Source organism: Pseudomonas sp. HMSC066A08, from assembly GCF_001813025.1.
Taxonomy (GTDB): Bacteria; Pseudomonadota; Gammaproteobacteria; order Pseudomonadales; family Pseudomonadaceae; genus Pseudomonas; species Pseudomonas aeruginosa.
Map to the genome: position 1 here is coordinate 61,206 of NZ_KV811371.1, position 15,534 is coordinate 76,739.

General features: G+C 64.8%; 16 protein-coding genes. 12 read left to right on the forward strand and 4 right to left on the reverse strand.

The genetic code is table 11. The features are described from left to right. The 4 genes from livG to HMPREF2886_RS28780 all read right to left on the reverse strand — a co-directional run bounded on the left by livG (position 1) and on the right by HMPREF2886_RS28780 (position 4,320). The gene (gene livG / locus HMPREF2886_RS28765) at positions 1-768 is read right to left on the reverse strand and encodes a high-affinity branched-chain amino acid ABC transporter ATP-binding protein LivG (RefSeq protein ID WP_003082125.1); all 768 of its coding nucleotides are present in this window, start codon (positions 766-768) and stop codon (positions 1-3) included. Beyond that, positions 765-2,018, reverse strand: a complete 1,254-nt coding sequence (locus HMPREF2886_RS28770) for a high-affinity branched-chain amino acid ABC transporter permease LivM (protein ID WP_070748843.1) — start codon at positions 2,016-2,018, stop codon at positions 765-767. The genes livG and HMPREF2886_RS28770 overlap by 4 nt, the downstream gene beginning before the upstream one ends. Further along, on the reverse strand, positions 2,015-2,938 hold the full coding sequence (gene livH / locus HMPREF2886_RS28775) for a high-affinity branched-chain amino acid ABC transporter permease LivH (protein ID WP_024915109.1): 924 nt from the start codon (positions 2,936-2,938) through the stop codon (positions 2,015-2,017). The genes HMPREF2886_RS28770 and livH overlap by 4 nt, the downstream gene beginning before the upstream one ends. A gap of 260 nt (positions 2,939-3,198) precedes the next feature. Then, positions 3,199-4,320 carry a branched-chain amino acid ABC transporter substrate-binding protein gene (locus HMPREF2886_RS28780; protein WP_033969371.1) on the reverse strand — a complete coding sequence of 374 codons (1,122 nt, stop codon included), beginning with the start codon at positions 4,318-4,320 and terminating at the stop codon, positions 3,199-3,201. A 298-nt stretch (positions 4,321-4,618) separates the two neighbouring features. Here HMPREF2886_RS28780 and HMPREF2886_RS28785 point away from each other — a divergent pair, with 298 nt between their 5' ends. The 12 genes from HMPREF2886_RS28785 (at position 4,619) to flgK (ending at position 15,524) form a co-directional block, all read left to right on the forward strand. Further along, positions 4,619-4,936: a DUF2288 domain-containing protein gene (locus HMPREF2886_RS28785; RefSeq protein WP_003086400.1), complete on the forward strand. Its 318-nt coding sequence runs from the start codon at positions 4,619-4,621 to the stop codon at positions 4,934-4,936. 66 nt (positions 4,937-5,002) lie between these two features. Then, positions 5,003-5,365: a DUF5064 family protein gene (locus HMPREF2886_RS28790; RefSeq protein ID WP_003111391.1), complete on the forward strand. Its 363-nt coding sequence runs from the start codon at positions 5,003-5,005 to the stop codon at positions 5,363-5,365. 251 nt (positions 5,366-5,616) lie between these two features. Beyond that, positions 5,617-6,024, forward strand: coding sequence for a flagellar basal body rod protein FlgB (flgB, locus tag HMPREF2886_RS28795; protein ID WP_033969368.1), 408 nt, complete (start codon positions 5,617-5,619; stop codon positions 6,022-6,024). Positions 6,025-6,029: 5 nt separating this feature from the next. Continuing rightward, the gene (flgC, locus tag HMPREF2886_RS28800) at positions 6,030-6,470 is read left to right on the forward strand and encodes a flagellar basal body rod protein FlgC (RefSeq protein ID WP_033969366.1); all 441 of its coding nucleotides are present in this window, start codon (positions 6,030-6,032) and stop codon (positions 6,468-6,470) included. 12 nt (positions 6,471-6,482) lie between these two features. Continuing rightward, on the forward strand, positions 6,483-7,166 hold the full coding sequence (gene flgD / locus HMPREF2886_RS28805; protein ID WP_033969364.1) for a flagellar hook assembly protein FlgD: 684 nt from the start codon (positions 6,483-6,485) through the stop codon (positions 7,164-7,166). A gap of 27 nt (positions 7,167-7,193) precedes the next feature. Further along, on the forward strand, positions 7,194-8,582 hold the full coding sequence (gene flgE / locus HMPREF2886_RS28810; protein ID WP_058016932.1) for a flagellar hook protein FlgE: 1,389 nt from the start codon (positions 7,194-7,196) through the stop codon (positions 8,580-8,582). A 218-nt stretch (positions 8,583-8,800) separates the two neighbouring features. Continuing rightward, a complete protein-coding gene (flgF, locus tag HMPREF2886_RS28815; RefSeq protein WP_003082159.1) occupies positions 8,801-9,550 on the forward strand; it encodes a flagellar basal-body rod protein FlgF in 750 nt (249 codons plus the stop codon). A gap of 46 nt (positions 9,551-9,596) precedes the next feature. After that, positions 9,597-10,382: a flagellar basal-body rod protein FlgG gene (gene flgG, locus HMPREF2886_RS28820; protein ID WP_003082164.1), complete on the forward strand. Its 786-nt coding sequence runs from the start codon at positions 9,597-9,599 to the stop codon at positions 10,380-10,382. 45 nt (positions 10,383-10,427) lie between these two features. Beyond that, positions 10,428-11,123 (forward strand): flagellar basal body L-ring protein FlgH, encoded by a 696-nt coding sequence (gene flgH / locus HMPREF2886_RS28825; RefSeq protein ID WP_003082166.1) that lies wholly within the window; start codon positions 10,428-10,430, stop codon positions 11,121-11,123. 11 nt (positions 11,124-11,134) lie between these two features. Beyond that, the gene (locus tag HMPREF2886_RS28830) at positions 11,135-12,244 is read left to right on the forward strand and encodes a flagellar basal body P-ring protein FlgI (protein ID WP_003082169.1); all 1,110 of its coding nucleotides are present in this window, start codon (positions 11,135-11,137) and stop codon (positions 12,242-12,244) included. Between the two features lie 10 nt (positions 12,245-12,254). After that, positions 12,255-13,457, forward strand: a complete 1,203-nt coding sequence (flgJ, locus tag HMPREF2886_RS28835; RefSeq protein WP_070748845.1) for a flagellar assembly peptidoglycan hydrolase FlgJ — start codon at positions 12,255-12,257, stop codon at positions 13,455-13,457. A gap of 18 nt (positions 13,458-13,475) precedes the next feature. Then, positions 13,476-15,524 carry a flagellar hook-associated protein FlgK gene (gene flgK, locus HMPREF2886_RS28840; RefSeq protein ID WP_033969358.1) on the forward strand — a complete coding sequence of 683 codons (2,049 nt, stop codon included), beginning with the start codon at positions 13,476-13,478 and terminating at the stop codon, positions 15,522-15,524. Positions 15,525-15,534: the final 10 nt, after the last annotated feature.

Here is a 15,534-nt window from a genome sequence, read left to right on the forward strand (position 1 = left end):
TCACGCTTCCCCCAGATAAGCCTTGATCACGTCCGGGTTGTCGCGGATCTGCTCCGGCGTCCCGTCGGCCAGGGGGGCGCCCTGGTTGATCACCACGATATGGTCGGAAATGCTCATCACCAGCTTCATGTCGTGCTCGATCAGCAATACCGTCACGTTGTGCTCGCTGCGCAGCTTGGCGATCAGCGCCTTGAGGTCGTCGGTCTCCTTCGGGTTGAGGCCGGCGGCCGGCTCGTCGAGCATGAGGATCCGCGGGCGGGTCATCATGCAGCGGGCGATCTCCAGGCGTCGCTGCTGGCCGTAGGCGAGGGTGCCGGCGCTGCGGTTGGCGAACTCGGTAAGGTTGACTTCCTCCAGCCAGTGCGCGGCGTACTCCATGGCCTCGCGCTCGCTGCGGCGGAACGCCGGGGTCTTGAACAGGCCGGCGAGGAAGTTGGTGTTGAGGTGGCGGTGCTGGGCGACCAGCAGGTTCTCCACCGCGGTCATTTCCTTGAACAGGCGGACGTTCTGGAACGTCCTCACCACGCCCTTGCGAGCGATCTTGTGACCGGGCAGGCCCTGGATCTCCTCGCCATCGAGGCGGATCAGGCCGCCGGTGGGCTGGTAGAAGCCGGTCAGGCAGTTGAATACGGTGGTCTTGCCGGCGCCGTTCGGGCCGATCATCGAGACCACCTGCTTTTCCTCGACCTTCAGGTTGACGCCGTTGACGGCCAGCAGGCCGCCGAAGCGCATGGTCAGGCCGCTCACTTCGAGAATCGGTCGGCTCATGGCTTCAGCTCCAGGTGCGGGCGTTGCATCGGCAGCAGTCCCTGGGGACGCCAGATCATCATCACGATCATGGTCAGGCCGAAGATCAGCATGCGGTATTCGTTGAACCCGCGCATTTCCTGGAGCAGCACCATCACCACCGCGGCGAGGATCACGCCGAGCTGCGAACCCATACCGCCGAGCACGACGATCGCAAGGATCATCGCCGACTCGATGAAGGTGAAGGACTCAGGCGTCACCAGGCCCTGGCGGGCGGCGAAGAAGCTGCCGGCGAAACCGGCGAAGCTGGCGCCGATGGTGAAGGCGGAGAGCTTGACGATGGTCGGGTTGAGACCGAGAGCGCGGCAGGCCACTTCGTCCTCGCGCAGCGCTTCCCAGGCGCGACCGATCGGCATGCGCATCAGCCGGTTGATCACGAACAGGGCCAGCAGCACCAGCAGCAGGGCCACCACGTAGAGCAGGATGACCTTGTAGTTGGTGTTGTAGGCGATGCCGAAGAATTCGTGGAAGGTCTGCATGCCTTCCGGTGCGCGGCGTTCGAAGGTCAGGCCGAACAGGGTCGGCTTGGGGATCGAGCCGATGCCGTTGGGGCCGCCGGTGATCTCGGTCATGTTGCGCAGCAGGATGCGGATGATCTCGCCGAAGCCGAGGGTCACGATCGCCAGGTAGTCGCCGCGCAGGCGCAGCACCGGGAAGCCGAGGAGGAAGCCGAACAGCGCGGCCATCATCCCGGCGATCGGCAGGGCGGTCCAGAAGCCGAACCCGGCGTACTCGGCGAGCAGCGCGTAGGTGTAGGCACCCACCGCGTAGAAGCCGACGTAGCCGAGATCGAGCAGGCCGGCCAGGCCGACCACGATGTTCAGGCCGATGCCGAGCATCACGTAGATCAGGATCAGGGTGGCGATGTCCACCGCCCCGCGCGAGGCGAAGAACGGCCAGACGAAAGCCACCACGACCAGGGCGAGTACCGCCCAGCGCTGGGTCGACGGCAGGCTGAGGAAGTTCTTCAGGCCGCTGCCGTTGACCTTGTAGCCGACGCTGCGACCCAGCTTGAGCGGGATGCGATCGCGGAACAGTTGCCAGACGAACATGGCCAGGGCGGCCGCGGCGATGGTCCAGAGGGTCTGCGCGTCGGCGCCGAGGACCTCGAGCTTGATGCCGACGGTGCGCAGCTTCAGGCCGAGGATCGGATAGGACACCAGGATGACGAGGAGGGCGCTGAACAGAGCGCGCTTGAGAGACTGGCTCATACTTTTTCCACCTCCGGACGACCGAGGATGCCGGTAGGTCGGAACAGCAGCACCAGGATCAGCAGGCCGAAGGCCACCACGTCCTTGTACTGGTCGCCGAATACATCCGCGCCGAACGCTTCGGCGACGCCCAGCAGCAGGCCGCCGAGCATGGCCCCGGGGATGCTGCCGATGCCGCCGAGTACCGCGGCGGTGAACGCCTTGATCCCGGCGAGGAAGCCGATCCCGGGGTTGATCACGCCGTACTGCATGCCCAGCAGCACCGCGGCGACGGCGGCCAGGGCGGCGCCGATGACGAAGGTGAGGGCGATGATGTTGTTGCTGTTGATGCCCAGCAGGTTGGTCATCTTCAGGTCCTCGGCGCAGGCGCGGCAGGCGCGGCCCAGGCGGGAGCGGGAGATGAACAGGGTGAGGCCGAACATCACTAGGAAGGTGACGACGAAGATCAGGATCTGCATATAGGAGATCACCACGCCGTTCATGCTGCTTTCGCCGAGCACGAAGTTGCCGGGCAGCAGGGTCGGGATGGCTTTTTCCTTGGAGTCCTGCGAGAGCATCACGGCGTTCTGCAGGAAGATCGACATGCCGATCGCGGAGATCAGCGGGATCAGGCGGTTGCCGCCGCGCAACGGGCGGTAGGCGACCCGCTCGATGCTGTAGCCGAAGGCACTGGTGACGATGATGCTGGCGGCGAACGCGGCGAGCATCATCAGCGGAACGCTGTCCAGCCCCATCATCGCCAGCAGGGTGATGGCGATGAAGGCGATGTACGAGCCGATCATGTACACCTCGCCGTGGGCGAAGTTGATCATGCCGATGATGCCGTAGACCATGGTGTAGCCGATCGCGATCAGCGCATAGGTGCTGCCGACGGTCAGGCCGTTAACCAATTGTTGTAGGTAATGATAAATCTCGGGCATGGGACTCTCTCGCTAAACGCCCGCCGTTGTACGGCAGGTAGACGTTCGGCTCGCGGGTGTGGGGCCGGAACGCTGCTGAGACCCGTCACGATCCGGCGCGCGGCGGGCCGGCGGGAGGCAGGGGAAAGCCGTGCTCCCGTCCACCAGGAGTGAACGCTGCCGGTCTTCGCCCGCCCTTGCCGGGCCGCCGCTCGCGGAATCATGCGGGTACTAAAACAAAGCCCACGGTGGGTGACGTGGGCCTTGTACTGCAACGATGCTTACTTGACTTCGGTCCGGGTGGCGTCCTTGTGCCACTCGTAGACGGTGAAGTCGAAGTTCTTCAGGTCGCCCTTCTCGTCGAACCCGAGGTTCCCGGTGGGAGTCTCGAAGGTGTTGGCGCGCAGGGCCTCGGCGACCTTCTCCGGATCGGCCTCGCCGGCTTTCTCGATGCCCTTGGCGATCACGGTGACCGCGGAGTAGGCAGGCAGGACGAAGATGCCGCTCGGATCCTGGTTCTTCGCCTTGAAGGCGTCGATCAGGGCCTTGTTCTTGGGATCCTGCTCGAAGGCGCGCGGCAGGGTCGCCAGCATGCCTTCCGAGGCGTCCCCGGCGATCGCGGTGATCTCGCTGTTGCCGACCCCTTCCGGGCCCATGAAGCGCGCGTCCAGCCCGGCCTGCTTGGCCTGGCGCAGCAGCAGACCCATTTCCGGGTGGTAGCCGCCGAAGTAGACGAACTGCACGCCGGCTTTCTTCAGCTTGCTGATCAGTGCGTTGAAGTCCTTGTCGCCAGCGTTCAGGCCTTCGTAGACGGCGACCTTGACGCCGGCGCTTTCCAGGGTCTTCTTCACTTCGCTGGCGATGCCTTCGCCGTACTGCTGCTTGTCGTGCAGTACCGCGATGGTCTTGTCCTTGTAGCGTTCGGCGATGAACTTGCCGGCCACCGGGCCCTGCATGTTGTCCAGGCCGATGGTGCGGAAGATCAGCTTGTAGCCGCGCGAGGTGATTTCCGGAGCGGTGGCCGACGGAGTGATCATCAGCACGCCTTCGTCTTCGTAGATGTCGGTGGCGGGTTGGGTGGAGCTGGAGCAGACATGGCCGACCACGAACTTGACGCCGTCGTTGACCACCTTGTTGGCGACCGCCACGGCCTGCTTGGGATCGCAGGCGTCGTCGTAGATCACGCCTTCGAGTTGCGCGCCGTTCACGCCGCCTGCCTTGTTGATCTGTTCGATTGCCATCAGCGCACCGGCGCGCTGCATGTCGCCATACTGGGCTACCGGACCGGTGACCGGGCCAGCCAGGGCGATCTTGATGGTGTCGGCGGCCATGGAGTAGCTGGCGAACCCGGCAATGGCCATCGCGGCGAACAGGCGGGATAGACGCTGAGTACCCTTCTTCATAGTGCTCCACTCTTCTTGTGTGTTGTCATTGTTGTAGTCTCGCGGCCGCGGGGGCCGGAGGAGACCGGGTGATCGTCATGGACGGACCCCGGGAACTGTACCGGTACAGTGTAGAGCGGCGCTTCGTCGCTTGAAAAGCACGGCACGGCGAGCTCCCGTGAGTCGTGTCGCCTGGTTGACATAAACGTATAGAAAAACGGCGCGGGCCTGCCTCACCTCCCTGGGCCCGGTTTCCCTTCGGCTGTCGTGGGCTACCGGCGGGCGTTATCATGGCGCCCATGCAATCCAGGTAGATCCCATGACAGAACAAACTAGCACCCTCTATGCCAAGCTGCTCGGCGAGACCGCGGTCATTTCCTGGGCCGAGCTGCAACCGTTCTTCGCCCGTGGCGCCTTGCTCCAGGTCGATGCCGCTCTGGACCTGGTGGAAGTCGCCGAGGCCCTGGCCGGGGACGACCGCGAGAAGGTCGCCGCCTGGCTTTCCGGCGGCGGCCTGAGCAAGGTCGGGGAGGATGCGGCCAAGGACTTCCTCGAACGCGACCCGACCCTCTGGGCGGTGGTGGTGGCGCCCTGGGTGGTCATTCAGGAACGCGCGGAAAAAGCGACGTTGCACTGATCCAGGGCGGTTTTCTTTCGCTCGTCCCTGGCTAGACTGATTCCGGTTCCCACCAGGAGATTCGTCATGTTCGAACCAGGCCACCTCCATCTGGTCAGCCTGCCCGGCCTCGACCAGCAGGACATCAACATCCATATCCGCTACGAGGTGCGGCAGAACGCCGAATCCGGCGCCTATGTGCACTTCGACATGGACGGCGAGATCGACGGCAAGTCGTTCAGCGACTCCTTCGAGCTGCCGCGCGATACCGCCTTCAACTTCGCCAGCGATGCCACGCGGGTCGCCCAGAAGCACGGCCTGCACCCGAAGTTCGGCGCGATCACCCGGGTGCACAAGGAATACGATGCGATGTTCGAGGACATTCGCGCCAAGTTGCATGCCCATCCCGGCGAACCGGTGGATCTCGAGCGGATCATTCGCCACGAGTGAGCCGAGTCCCCTGCGGCCGGAAGCATGGGAAAGGCCCGATATCGACGATATCGGGCCTTTTTCGTTTGCCGAAGAAGCCGCTCCAGGGGCTTGCCGCCCTTGCCGGCAAGCGGAAACGGCTTGCCGCTTGCCGCTTCCGGGTTGCCCTGAAATAAACTCAAGTTATTGAATATAAAGGTTTTTAATAATTTGGCACGGGCCTTGCTCAAGTGTTGGCGACGAAAGCCACACCGGCAAACAGGTTCGCAGCCATGAGCATCAGTTTCGACAGAGCACTCGGTATCCACCAGCAAGCCCTCAGCTTCCGCGCCCAGCGCGCCGAAGTGCTGGCCAACAACCTGGCCAACGCCGATACCCCGAACTACAAGGCTCGCGACCTGGACTTCGGCGCGGTTCTCGCCGAGCAGAAGGACAAGGCCGCCAAGGGTACCTTCGCCACCCGCACCACCAACGAGCGGCATATCGCCGCCGAAGGTTTCGGCATGGGCGAGGGCAGCCTGCAGTACCGCATCCCGGTCCAGCCGTCGATCGACCAGAACACCGTCGACGCCCAGATCGAGCAGGCCAACTACGCCGAGAACGCCATGCACTTCCAGGCGTCCTTCACCTTCCTCAACAGCAAATTCAAAGGGCTGGTCAGCGCCCTGCGTGGAGAGTAACCGCCATGTCCCTCGCCAGTGTCTTCAACATTGCCGGTAGCGGCATGAGCGCCCAGAGCACCCGCCTGAACACCGTGGCCAGCAACATCGCCAACGCCGAGACGGTTTCCTCCAGCGTCGACAAGACCTACCGCGCCCGCCATCCGGTGTTCTCCACCCTGTTCCAGCAGGCCCAGGGCGACAGCGGCTCGCTGTTCGCCGACCAGGACAGCTCCGGCGCCGGCGTGCAGGTGCTGGGCATCGTCGAGGACCAGAGTTCGCTGATGCCGCGCTACGAGCCGAACCATCCGGCCGCGGATGCCAACGGCTACGTGTATTACCCCAATGTGAACGTGGTCGAGGAAATGGCCGACATGATTTCCGCCAGCCGTGCCTTCCAGACCAACGCGGAAATGATGAATACCGCCAAACAGATGATGCAGAAGGTCCTGACCCTGGGTCAGTGAGCGGAGTAGAGCATGAGCATCGATAACGTCAGCGGCACCGGCCCTGCCAAAGGCAGCGGCGCCACCGATACCGGGCAGAGCGTCAAGGGTAGCGGCAACCTGGGCAAGGACGAGTTCCTCAAGCTGCTGGTCGCCCAGTTGAAGAACCAGGACCCGATGTCGCCGCAGCAGAACGGCGAGTTCATCGCCCAGCTGGCGCAGTTCAGCACCGTGGAGGGCGTGCAGTCGCTGAACAAGAGCATGGAGAGCATCCTCTCCAACTACCAGTCGTCGCAGGCGTTGCAGGCCTCGTCGCTGGTGGGGCGCAAGGTCATCGTGGCGACCGACAAGGCGGTGGTGGACACCAAGGAGACCTTCAAGGCCTCCCTCAACCTGCCGGTCTCCAGCAGCAATGTCTGGGTCAACGTCTACGACGACAAGGGCACGGTGGTGAACCGCATCAACCTCGGCCAGCAGTCCGCCGGCAGCGTCAGCTTCATGTGGGACGGCAAGGACAGCAGCGGCAAGGTGATGCCGCCGGGCACCTACAAGTTCGAGGCGCAGACCTCGATCGACGGCAAGACCTACGGGCTCCAGACCTACCTGCCGGCCAACGTCGACAGCGTCACCCTGGGGCAGAACGGCGGCGAGCTGATGCTCAACCTCGCCGGCCTGGGCAGCATTCCCCTGTCCAAAGTACAGATCATCGGCCAGTAAGCCGGCGTTTCCGGCAAGGAGCTATCCATGAGTTTCAACATCGGCCTGAGTGGCATCCAGGCGGCCTCCAGCGGCCTGAACGTCACCGGCAACAACATCGCCAACGCCGGTACCGTGGGTTTCAAGCAGTCGCGCGCGGAATTCGCCGACGTCTATGCGGCCTCGGTCCTTGGCTCGGGCAGCAACCCGCAGGGCAGCGGCGTGCTGCTCTCGGATATCTCGCAGATGTTCAAGCAGGGCAACATCGACTCGACCAACAGCGTGCTGGACCTGGCGATCAACGGCAACGGCTTCTTCGTCACCAGCAACAACGGGGCGATCAGCTATACCCGCGCCGGCTATTTCAATCTCGACAAGCAGGACTACATCGTCGACAACAACGGCTACCGCCTGCAGGGCTACGCCGTCGGGCCGAACGGCCAGTTGCAGAACGGCGTGGTCTCCGATCTCAAGGTCGAGCAGGCCAACCAGGCGCCGAAGGCCACTTCGAGCATCCAGCAGTCCTATAACCTGGACTCGACCAAGAAGCCGCCGACCGTCACCCCGTTCGATCCGAGCGACGCCGCCACCTACACCTCGTCGTCCTCGCTGGGCATCTACGACAGCCAGGGCAATGCCCACACCATGAGCCAGTTCTTCATCAAGAACCAGCCGGACCCGAACGCGACCCCGCCGATTCCGGAAAACAGCTGGACCATGAAGGTGCTGATCGACGGGGTGAACCCGCTCGACCCGTCGAACAAGACGCCGATGAGCTTCAACGTCACCTTCGACGCCAGCGGTCAGATGACCTCGGTACGGGCGCCGGACGGCAGCACCAGTGGGCCGGGCTTCAGCATCGACGCGACCACCAACGTGATCCAGTTCAGCGCGGCCACCGGCAATCCGCCGACCCCGGGCTCCGGCTGGATCCCGGCGGCCTCCGACGGCAAGACCCCGCCGACCTACGCGTGGAACGGAGCCACCGGCTCAGACAGCGGCATCACCTTCGACATGCGCAAGACCACTCAGTATTCGACCGCATTCACCCAGAGCAACCCGATCCAGGACGGCTACACCACGGGCAAGCTGGCGGGACTGGAAATCGATGACACCGGGGTGATCTTCGCCCGCTACACCAATGGCCAGTCCAAGGTGCAGGGCCAGGTGGTGCTGGCCAACTTCGCCAACATCCAGGGCCTGACGCCGATCGGCAAGACCTCCTGGGTGCAGTCCGCGGAGTCCGGCGAGCCGGCGGTCGGCGCGCCGCGCTCGGGCACCCTGGGAGCGCTGCAATCCGGCGCGCTGGAAGCGTCCAACGTGGACATCTCCAACGAACTGGTGAACCTCATCGTCCACCAGCGCAACTACCAGGCCAATGCCAAGACCATCCAGACCGAGGATGCGGTGACCCAGACCATCATCAACCTGCGCTGATGACGGCGAGCCGGTGCCGTCCGGGCACCGGCAAGTCCCTTGCCGCCAGCGGCAACCCCGCGGCCAGGGGTTGCCCCCGAAGCCTCCGAAAGGAGGCTTTCTGTTTTATAAAACCCTTTTAAATCAATGTATTAATTGTTTTTTCGAATTCTGGCACGACGCTTGCTGGATAACCTGCAAGAAAGCCCGGCGGATTGTGCCGGTGCCTGGAGGATTCGATGGACAAGATGCTGTACGTCTCCATGAGCGGGGCCAGCCAGAACACCCTGGCGATGCGCGCTCATGCCAACAACCTGGCGAACATCTCGACCAGCGGCTTTCGTCGCGACTTCGAGCAGGCGCGTTCGATGCAGGTGTTCGGCGACAGCTTCCCGGCGCGGGTATTCGCCATGAGCGAGCGGCCCGGTACCGATTTCAGCCATGGCAGCCTCCAGGAAACCGGCAACGAGCTGGACATCGCCATCGACGGCGACGGCTTCGTCGCGGTCCAGGCGCCGGATGGCAGCGAGGCCTACGTGCGTACCGCCGGCATGCATATCGACGCCCTCGGCATGCTGCGCACCGGCGACGGCTTGCCGGTGCTCGGCAACGGCGGACCGATCGCCGTGCCGCCGGAGGAAAAGGTGGAGATCGGCCAGGACGGCACCATCAGCATCCGCGCCCTTGGCGAGAACCCCAACGTGGTCGCCGTGGTGGACCGGATCAAGCTGGTCAACCCGAACCTGAAGCAGATGGAGAAGGGTACCGACGGCCTGCTGCACTACAAGCCGCAGCCGGGCGAGCAGGCGCCGCTGGCCGACGCCAACGTGAAGGTGGTTTCCGGTTTCCTGGAAAGCAGCAACGTGAACGCGGTGGAAGAGATGACCGCGATCCTCTCGCTGTCCCGTCAATTCGAGCTGCACGTGAAGATGATGCGCACCGCCGAGGATGATTCGGCGGCCATGGCGCGGGTTTTGCAAATCAGCTAATCACTTGAGCGTGGTGCCATAAAACCGGCACCCGAGGAGCACGACGATGTTATCGGCACTGTGGGTCAGCAAGACCGGTCTGTCCGCCCAGGACATGAACCTGACCACCATTTCCAACAACCTGGCCAACGTATCCACCACCGGCTTCAAGCGCGACCGCGCGGAGTTCCAGGACCTGCTGTACCAGATCCGGCGCCAGCCGGGCGGCCAGTCGACCCAGGACAGCGAGCTGCCTTCGGGCTTGCAGCTGGGTACCGGTGTGCGCGTCGTCGGCACCCAGAAGATCTTCACCCCGGGCAGCCTGCAGACCACCGAGCAGCCGCTGGACATGGCGGTCAACGGGCGTGGCTTCTTCCAGGTCCTGCTGCCGGATGGCACCGTCTCCTACACCCGCGACGGCAGCTTCCACCTGAACTCCGACGGGCAGATCGTCACCTCCAACGGCTTCGCCCTGGAGCCGGCGATCGTGGTGCCCAACGAGACCCAGACCTTCACCGTCGGCCAGGACGGCACCGTCTCGGTGACCACCACCGGCAACGCCCAGCCGCAGGTGATCGGCAACATCCAGACCGCCGACTTCATCAACCCGGCCGGCCTGCAGGCCATCGGCAACAACCTGTTCCTGGAAACCGGCTCCAGCGGCGCGCCGCAGGTCGGTACGCCGGGTCTCAACGGCCTCGGCACGGTTGCCCAGAACACCCTGGAAAACTCCAACGTCAACGTGGTCGAGGAGTTGGTGAACATGATCACCACCCAGCGCGCCTACGAGATGAACTCCAAGGTCATCTCCACCGCCGACCAGATGTTGTCCTTCGTCACCCAGAATCTTTGACGGGCCCTGACCGGGCCCTGGCTGTACGCCGCGAGGTAGCTTGATATGAACCGGCTGATGATCGTCTCCCTGCTTGGCATCGCCACCGCCCTGGGCGGTTGCGTCAATCCACCGCCGAAGCCGAACGATCCGTACTACGCGCCGGTGCTGCCGCGCACCCCGTTGCCCGCCGCGCAGAACAACGGCGCGATCTACCAGGCCGGTTTCGAGCAGAACCTCTACGACGACCGCAAGGCCTTCCGCGTGGGCGACATCATCACCATCACCCTCAACGAGAAGACCCAGGCGAGCAAGAAAGCCAACTCCGATATCCAGAAGGACAGCAAGACCAAGATGGGGCTGACCTCGCTGTTCGGCAGCGGCATGACCACCAACAACCCGATCGGCGGCGGCGACCTCAGCCTCAGCGCCGAATACGGCGGCTCGCGCGACGCCAAGGGCGACAGCCAGGCGGGGCAGAGCAACAGCCTGACCGGCTCGATCACCGTGACCGTGGCCGAGGTGCTGCCCAACGGCATCCTCTCCGTGCGCGGGGAGAAGTGGATGACCCTGAACACCGGCAACGAGCTGGTGCGCATCGCCGGCCTGGTCCGCGCCGACGATATCGCCACCGACAACACCGTGTCCTCGACCCGCGTGGCCGACGCCCGGATCACCTATTCCGGCACCGGCGCCTTCGCCGATGCCAGTCAGCCGGGCTGGCTGGACCGCTTCTTCCTCAGCCCGCTGTGGCCGTTCTGAGGACGCTCGCGATGACCAAGTTCAAGCACCTGCTGGCCCTCGCCGCGCTGCTCCTGGCCGCCGGCGCGGCCCAGGCCGAGCGGTTGAAGGATATCGCCAGCATCCAGGGCGTGCGGACCAACCAGTTGATCGGCTATGGCCTGGTGGTCGGCCTGAGCGGCAGCGGCGATCAGACCACACAGACACCGTTCACCCTGCAGACCTTCAACAACATGCTGGCGCAGTTCGGCATCAAGGTGCCGGCCAACGTCGGCAACGTGCAGTTGAAGAACGTCGCCGCGGTATCGGTGCATGCCGACCTGCCGCCGTTCGCCAAGCCGGGCCAGCCGATCGACGTCACCGTGTCGTCCATCGGCAACGCCAAGAGCCTGCGCGGCGGCAGCCTGCTGATGACTCCGCTGAAAGGTATCGACGGCCAGGTCTACGCGGTCGCCCAGGGCAACCTGGTGGTCGGCGGCTTCGACGCCGAAGGCCGCGACGGCTCGAAGATCACCGTCAACGTCCCGTCCGCCGGACGTATCCCGGCCGGCGCCACGGTCGAACGCGCGGTGCCGAGCGGCTTCGACCAGGGCAACAGCCTGACGCTGAACCTCAACCGCCCGGACTTCACCACCGCCAAGCGCATCGTCGACCGCATCAACGAACTGCTCGGCCCGGGCGTCGCCCATGCGGTGGACGGCGGCTCGGTGCGGGTCAGCGCGCCGCTCGACCCGAACCAGCGGGTCGACTACCTGTCGATCCTGGAGAACCTCGACGTGCAGCCGGGCGAGGCGGTGGCCAAGGTCATCATCAATTCGCGCACCGGCACCATCGTCATCGGCCAGAACGTCAAGGTATCGCCGGCCGCCGTCACCCACGGCAGCCTGACCGTGAGCATCACCGAGGACCCCATCGTCAGCCAGCCCGGTGCCTTCTCCAACGGTCAGACCGCCGTGGTGCCACGCTCGCGGGTGAATGCCGAGGAGGAGACCAAGCCGATGTTCAAGTTCGGCCCCGGCACCACCCTGGACGACATCGTCCGCGCGGTGAACCAGGTCGGCGCCGCGCCGAGCGACCTGATGGCGATCCTCGAAGCCCTGAAGCAGGCCGGCGCGTTGCAGGCCGACCTGATCGTGATCTGAGGACGACGCCATGGATTCCCGTTTGCTCAGCGGTATCGGCGCAGGCCCCGACAGCGGCTCCTATACCGATCTCAACCGCCTCAACCAGCTCAAGGTCGGCAAGGACCGCGACGGCGAGGCGAACATCCGCAAGGTCGCCCAGGAATTCGAATCGCTGTTCCTCAACGAGATGCTCAAGTCCATGCGTTCGGCCAACGAAGCGCTGGGCGACGGCAATTTCATGAACAGCCAGACCACCAAGCAGTACCAGGACATGTACGACCAGCAGCTGTCGGTGAGCCTGTCGAAGAATGCCGGCGGCATCGGCCTGGCCGATGTGCTGGTGCGCCAGTTGTCGAAGATGAAGCAAGGCTCCAGGGGCAACGGCGAGAACCCGTTCGCCCGGGTCGCCGAGAACGGCGCCGGCCGTTGGCCGAGCAACCCCAATGCGCAGACCGGCAAGGCCCTGCCGATGCCGGAAGCCGGCCGCGACGACTCGAAGCTGCTCAACCAGCGGCGCCTGGCGCTGCCGGGCAAGCTGGCCGAGCGCATGCTTGCCGGCATCGTTCCCTCCGCCTCGCCGGCCGCCAGCCTGGCCCAGGGGCTTGGCCAGGACAATTACCTGCCGGCGCAGAGCTACCCGGCGGCCAGCCGCCGCGGCTTCTCCACCGACGGCGTCGACAGCCAGGGCAGCCGGCGCCTCGCCCAGCCGCCGCTGGCCAGGGGCAAGTCGATGTTCGCCTCGGCCGACGCGTTCGTCGCCACCATGCTGCCGATGGCGCAGAAGGCTGCCGAGCGGATCGGCGTCGATGCCCGCTACCTGGTGGCCCAGGCCGCACTGGAAACCGGCTGGGGCAAATCGATCATCCGCCAGCAGGACGGCGCCAGCAGCCACAACCTGTTCGGCATCAAGACCGGCAGCCGCTGGGATGGTGCCTCGGCGCGCGCCCTCACCACCGAATACGAAGGCGGCAAGGCGGTCAAGGAAGTCGCGGCGTTCCGCTCCTACTCGTCGTTCGAGCAGAGCTTCCACGACTACGTCAGCTTCCTCCAGGGCAACGACCGCTACCAGAACGCCCTGGACAGCGCCGCCAACCCCGAGCGCTTCATGCAGGAACTGCAGCGCGCCGGCTACGCCACCGATCCGCAGTACGCCCGCAAGGTGGCGCAGATCGCCAGACAGATGCAGACCTACCAGGCCGTCGCCGCCGCCGGCACGCCGCCTCTGGGTTGAGCAAGGAGGAACTGACCCATGTCCGACCTACTCTCGATAGGCCTGTCCGGCCTCGGCACCAGCCAGACCTGGCTGACCGTCACCGGGCACAACATCACCAACGTCAAGACCCCCGGGTACAGTCGCCAGTCCGCCATCCAGCAGACCCAGATCCCGCAGTTCAGCGGCGCCGGCTACATGGGCTCGGGCAGCCAGATCGTCGACGTGCGCCGGCTGGCCAGCGACTTCCTCACCGGCCAGTTGCGCAATGCCACCAGCCAGAACAGCGAGTTGAGCGCATTCCGTAGCCAGATCGAGCAGCTCGACGGCCTGTTGTCCAACACCACCACCGGCGTCAGCCCGGCCATGCAGCGCTTCTTCGCCGCACTGCAGACCGCGGCGAACAACCCGTCCTCGACCGAGGCGCGCGAGGCGGTGTTGGCGCAGGCCGAGGGGCTGGGCAAGACCTTCAACACCCTCTACGACCAACTGGACAAGCAGAACAGCCTGATCAACCAGCAGTTGGGCGCGTTGGCCTCGCAGGTCAATCACCTATCGCAGAGCGTGGCCAGCTACAACGACGCGATCGCCAAGGCCAAGTCGGCGGGGGCGGTGCCCAATGACCTGCTGGATGCCCGCGACGAGGCCGTGCGCAAGCTGTCCGAGATGATCGGGGTGACCGCGGTGACCCAGGACGACAACAGCGTCAGCCTGTTCATCGGCAGTGGCCAGCCGCTGGTGGTGGGCAATACCGTGTCGACCCTGAGCGTGGTGCCGGGGCTGGACGACCCGAGCCGGTTCCAGGTGCAACTGAGCAACGGCAACTCCATCCAGAACGTCACCGATCTGGTGTCCGGCGGCGAGATGGGTGGCCTGCTGGCCTACCGCAACAGCGCCCTGGACAGCAGCTACAACAAGCTCGGGCAGTTGGCGATCACCCTCGCCGACACCATCAACAAGCAACTGGGTAAGGGGCTAGACCTGGCCGGCAAGGCCGGCGCCAACCTGTTCGGCGATATCAACGACCCGGACATCACCGCTCTGCGGGTACTGGCGAAGAACGGCAACACCGGCAATGTCCACGCCAATCTGAACATCACCGATACCAGCAAGCTCAACTCCAGCGATTTCCGCCTGGACTTCGATGGCACCAACTTCACCGCGCGGCGTCTGGGCGACGATGCGAACATGCAGGTCACGGTCAGCGGCAGCGGCCCGTACACCCTGTCGTTCAAGGATGCCAACGGCGTCGACCAGGGTTTCAACGTGACCCTGGACAAGCTCCCCGACGCCGGCGACCGCTTCACTCTGCAGCCGACCCGGCGCGGCGCGGCGGACATCGAGGCGACGCTGAAGAACGCCTCGCAGCTAGCCTTCGCCGGTACCGCGCGGGCCGAGTCGAATACCGACAACCGCGGCACCGGCAAGATCGGCGCGCCGACCCTTACCGGCGGCCCGTCGCCGGTGGACCCGGCGGTCCTGCAGAACGCCTTCGGTCCCAACGGCATCAGCCTTGCCGCTACGCTCAGCGCCGACGGCAAGAGCTACACCCTGTCCTCGCCGCTGCCGGCCGGCTGGAGCTATGTCGACAAGGACGGCAACGCCCTGACCGGTAGCCCCACGCTGACCAGCGGCAATACCAATACCGTGCGCATGGCGTTCACCGACCCGAGCGGGCAGAAGTACAGCTACGAATTCGAGCTCAGCGGCGTACCGCAGAACTCCGACAGCTTCAAGGTCGGTTTCAATGACAAGGGCATTTCCGACAACCGCAATGCCCTCGAGCTGCTGGCCCTGCAGACCAAGCCGACGGTCGGCGGTACCGATAGCACCGGTTCCACCTATAACGAAGCCTACGGTGGCCTGGTCGAGCGGGTCGGCACCCTGACCGCCCAGGTGCGCGCCAGCAGCGAGGCCAGCGCCACGGTGCTGAAGCAGGCCCAGGACAGCCGCGACTCGCTGTCCGGCGTGAGCCTCGACGAAGAGGCGGCCAACCTGATCCAGTTCCAGCAGTACTACAGTGCCTCGGCCCAGGTGATTCAAGTTGCCCGCACTCTGTTCGATACCCTGATTGGAGCGTTCCGTTGAGTTCTCTCGA

Coding starts and splice junctions, on each gene's coding strand:
- HMPREF2886_RS28830 (WP_003082169.1), top strand. CDS start 11,135: ATGACCAAGTTCAAGCACCTGCTGGCCCTCGCCGCGCTGCTCCTGGCC.
- HMPREF2886_RS28770 (WP_070748843.1), bottom strand. CDS start 2,018: ATGAGCCAGTCTCTCAAGCGCGCTCTGTTCAGCGCCCTCCTCGTCATC.
- flgJ (WP_070748845.1), top strand. CDS start 12,255: ATGGATTCCCGTTTGCTCAGCGGTATCGGCGCAGGCCCCGACAGCGGC.
- livG (WP_003082125.1), bottom strand. CDS start 768: ATGAGCCGACCGATTCTCGAAGTGAGCGGCCTGACCATGCGCTTCGGC.
- livH (WP_024915109.1), bottom strand. CDS start 2,938: ATGCCCGAGATTTATCATTACCTACAACAATTGGTTAACGGCCTGACC.
- HMPREF2886_RS28790 (WP_003111391.1), top strand. CDS start 5,003: ATGTTCGAACCAGGCCACCTCCATCTGGTCAGCCTGCCCGGCCTCGAC.
- flgK (WP_033969358.1), top strand. CDS start 13,476: ATGTCCGACCTACTCTCGATAGGCCTGTCCGGCCTCGGCACCAGCCAG.
- flgE (WP_058016932.1), top strand. CDS start 7,194: ATGAGTTTCAACATCGGCCTGAGTGGCATCCAGGCGGCCTCCAGCGGC.
- flgH (WP_003082166.1), top strand. CDS start 10,428: ATGAACCGGCTGATGATCGTCTCCCTGCTTGGCATCGCCACCGCCCTG.
- flgB (WP_033969368.1), top strand. CDS start 5,617: ATGAGCATCAGTTTCGACAGAGCACTCGGTATCCACCAGCAAGCCCTC.
- HMPREF2886_RS28785 (WP_003086400.1), top strand. CDS start 4,619: ATGACAGAACAAACTAGCACCCTCTATGCCAAGCTGCTCGGCGAGACC.
- flgG (WP_003082164.1), top strand. CDS start 9,597: ATGTTATCGGCACTGTGGGTCAGCAAGACCGGTCTGTCCGCCCAGGAC.
- flgF (WP_003082159.1), top strand. CDS start 8,801: ATGGACAAGATGCTGTACGTCTCCATGAGCGGGGCCAGCCAGAACACC.
- flgC (WP_033969366.1), top strand. CDS start 6,030: ATGTCCCTCGCCAGTGTCTTCAACATTGCCGGTAGCGGCATGAGCGCC.
- HMPREF2886_RS28780 (WP_033969371.1), bottom strand. CDS start 4,320: ATGAAGAAGGGTACTCAGCGTCTATCCCGCCTGTTCGCCGCGATGGCC.
- flgD (WP_033969364.1), top strand. CDS start 6,483: ATGAGCATCGATAACGTCAGCGGCACCGGCCCTGCCAAAGGCAGCGGC.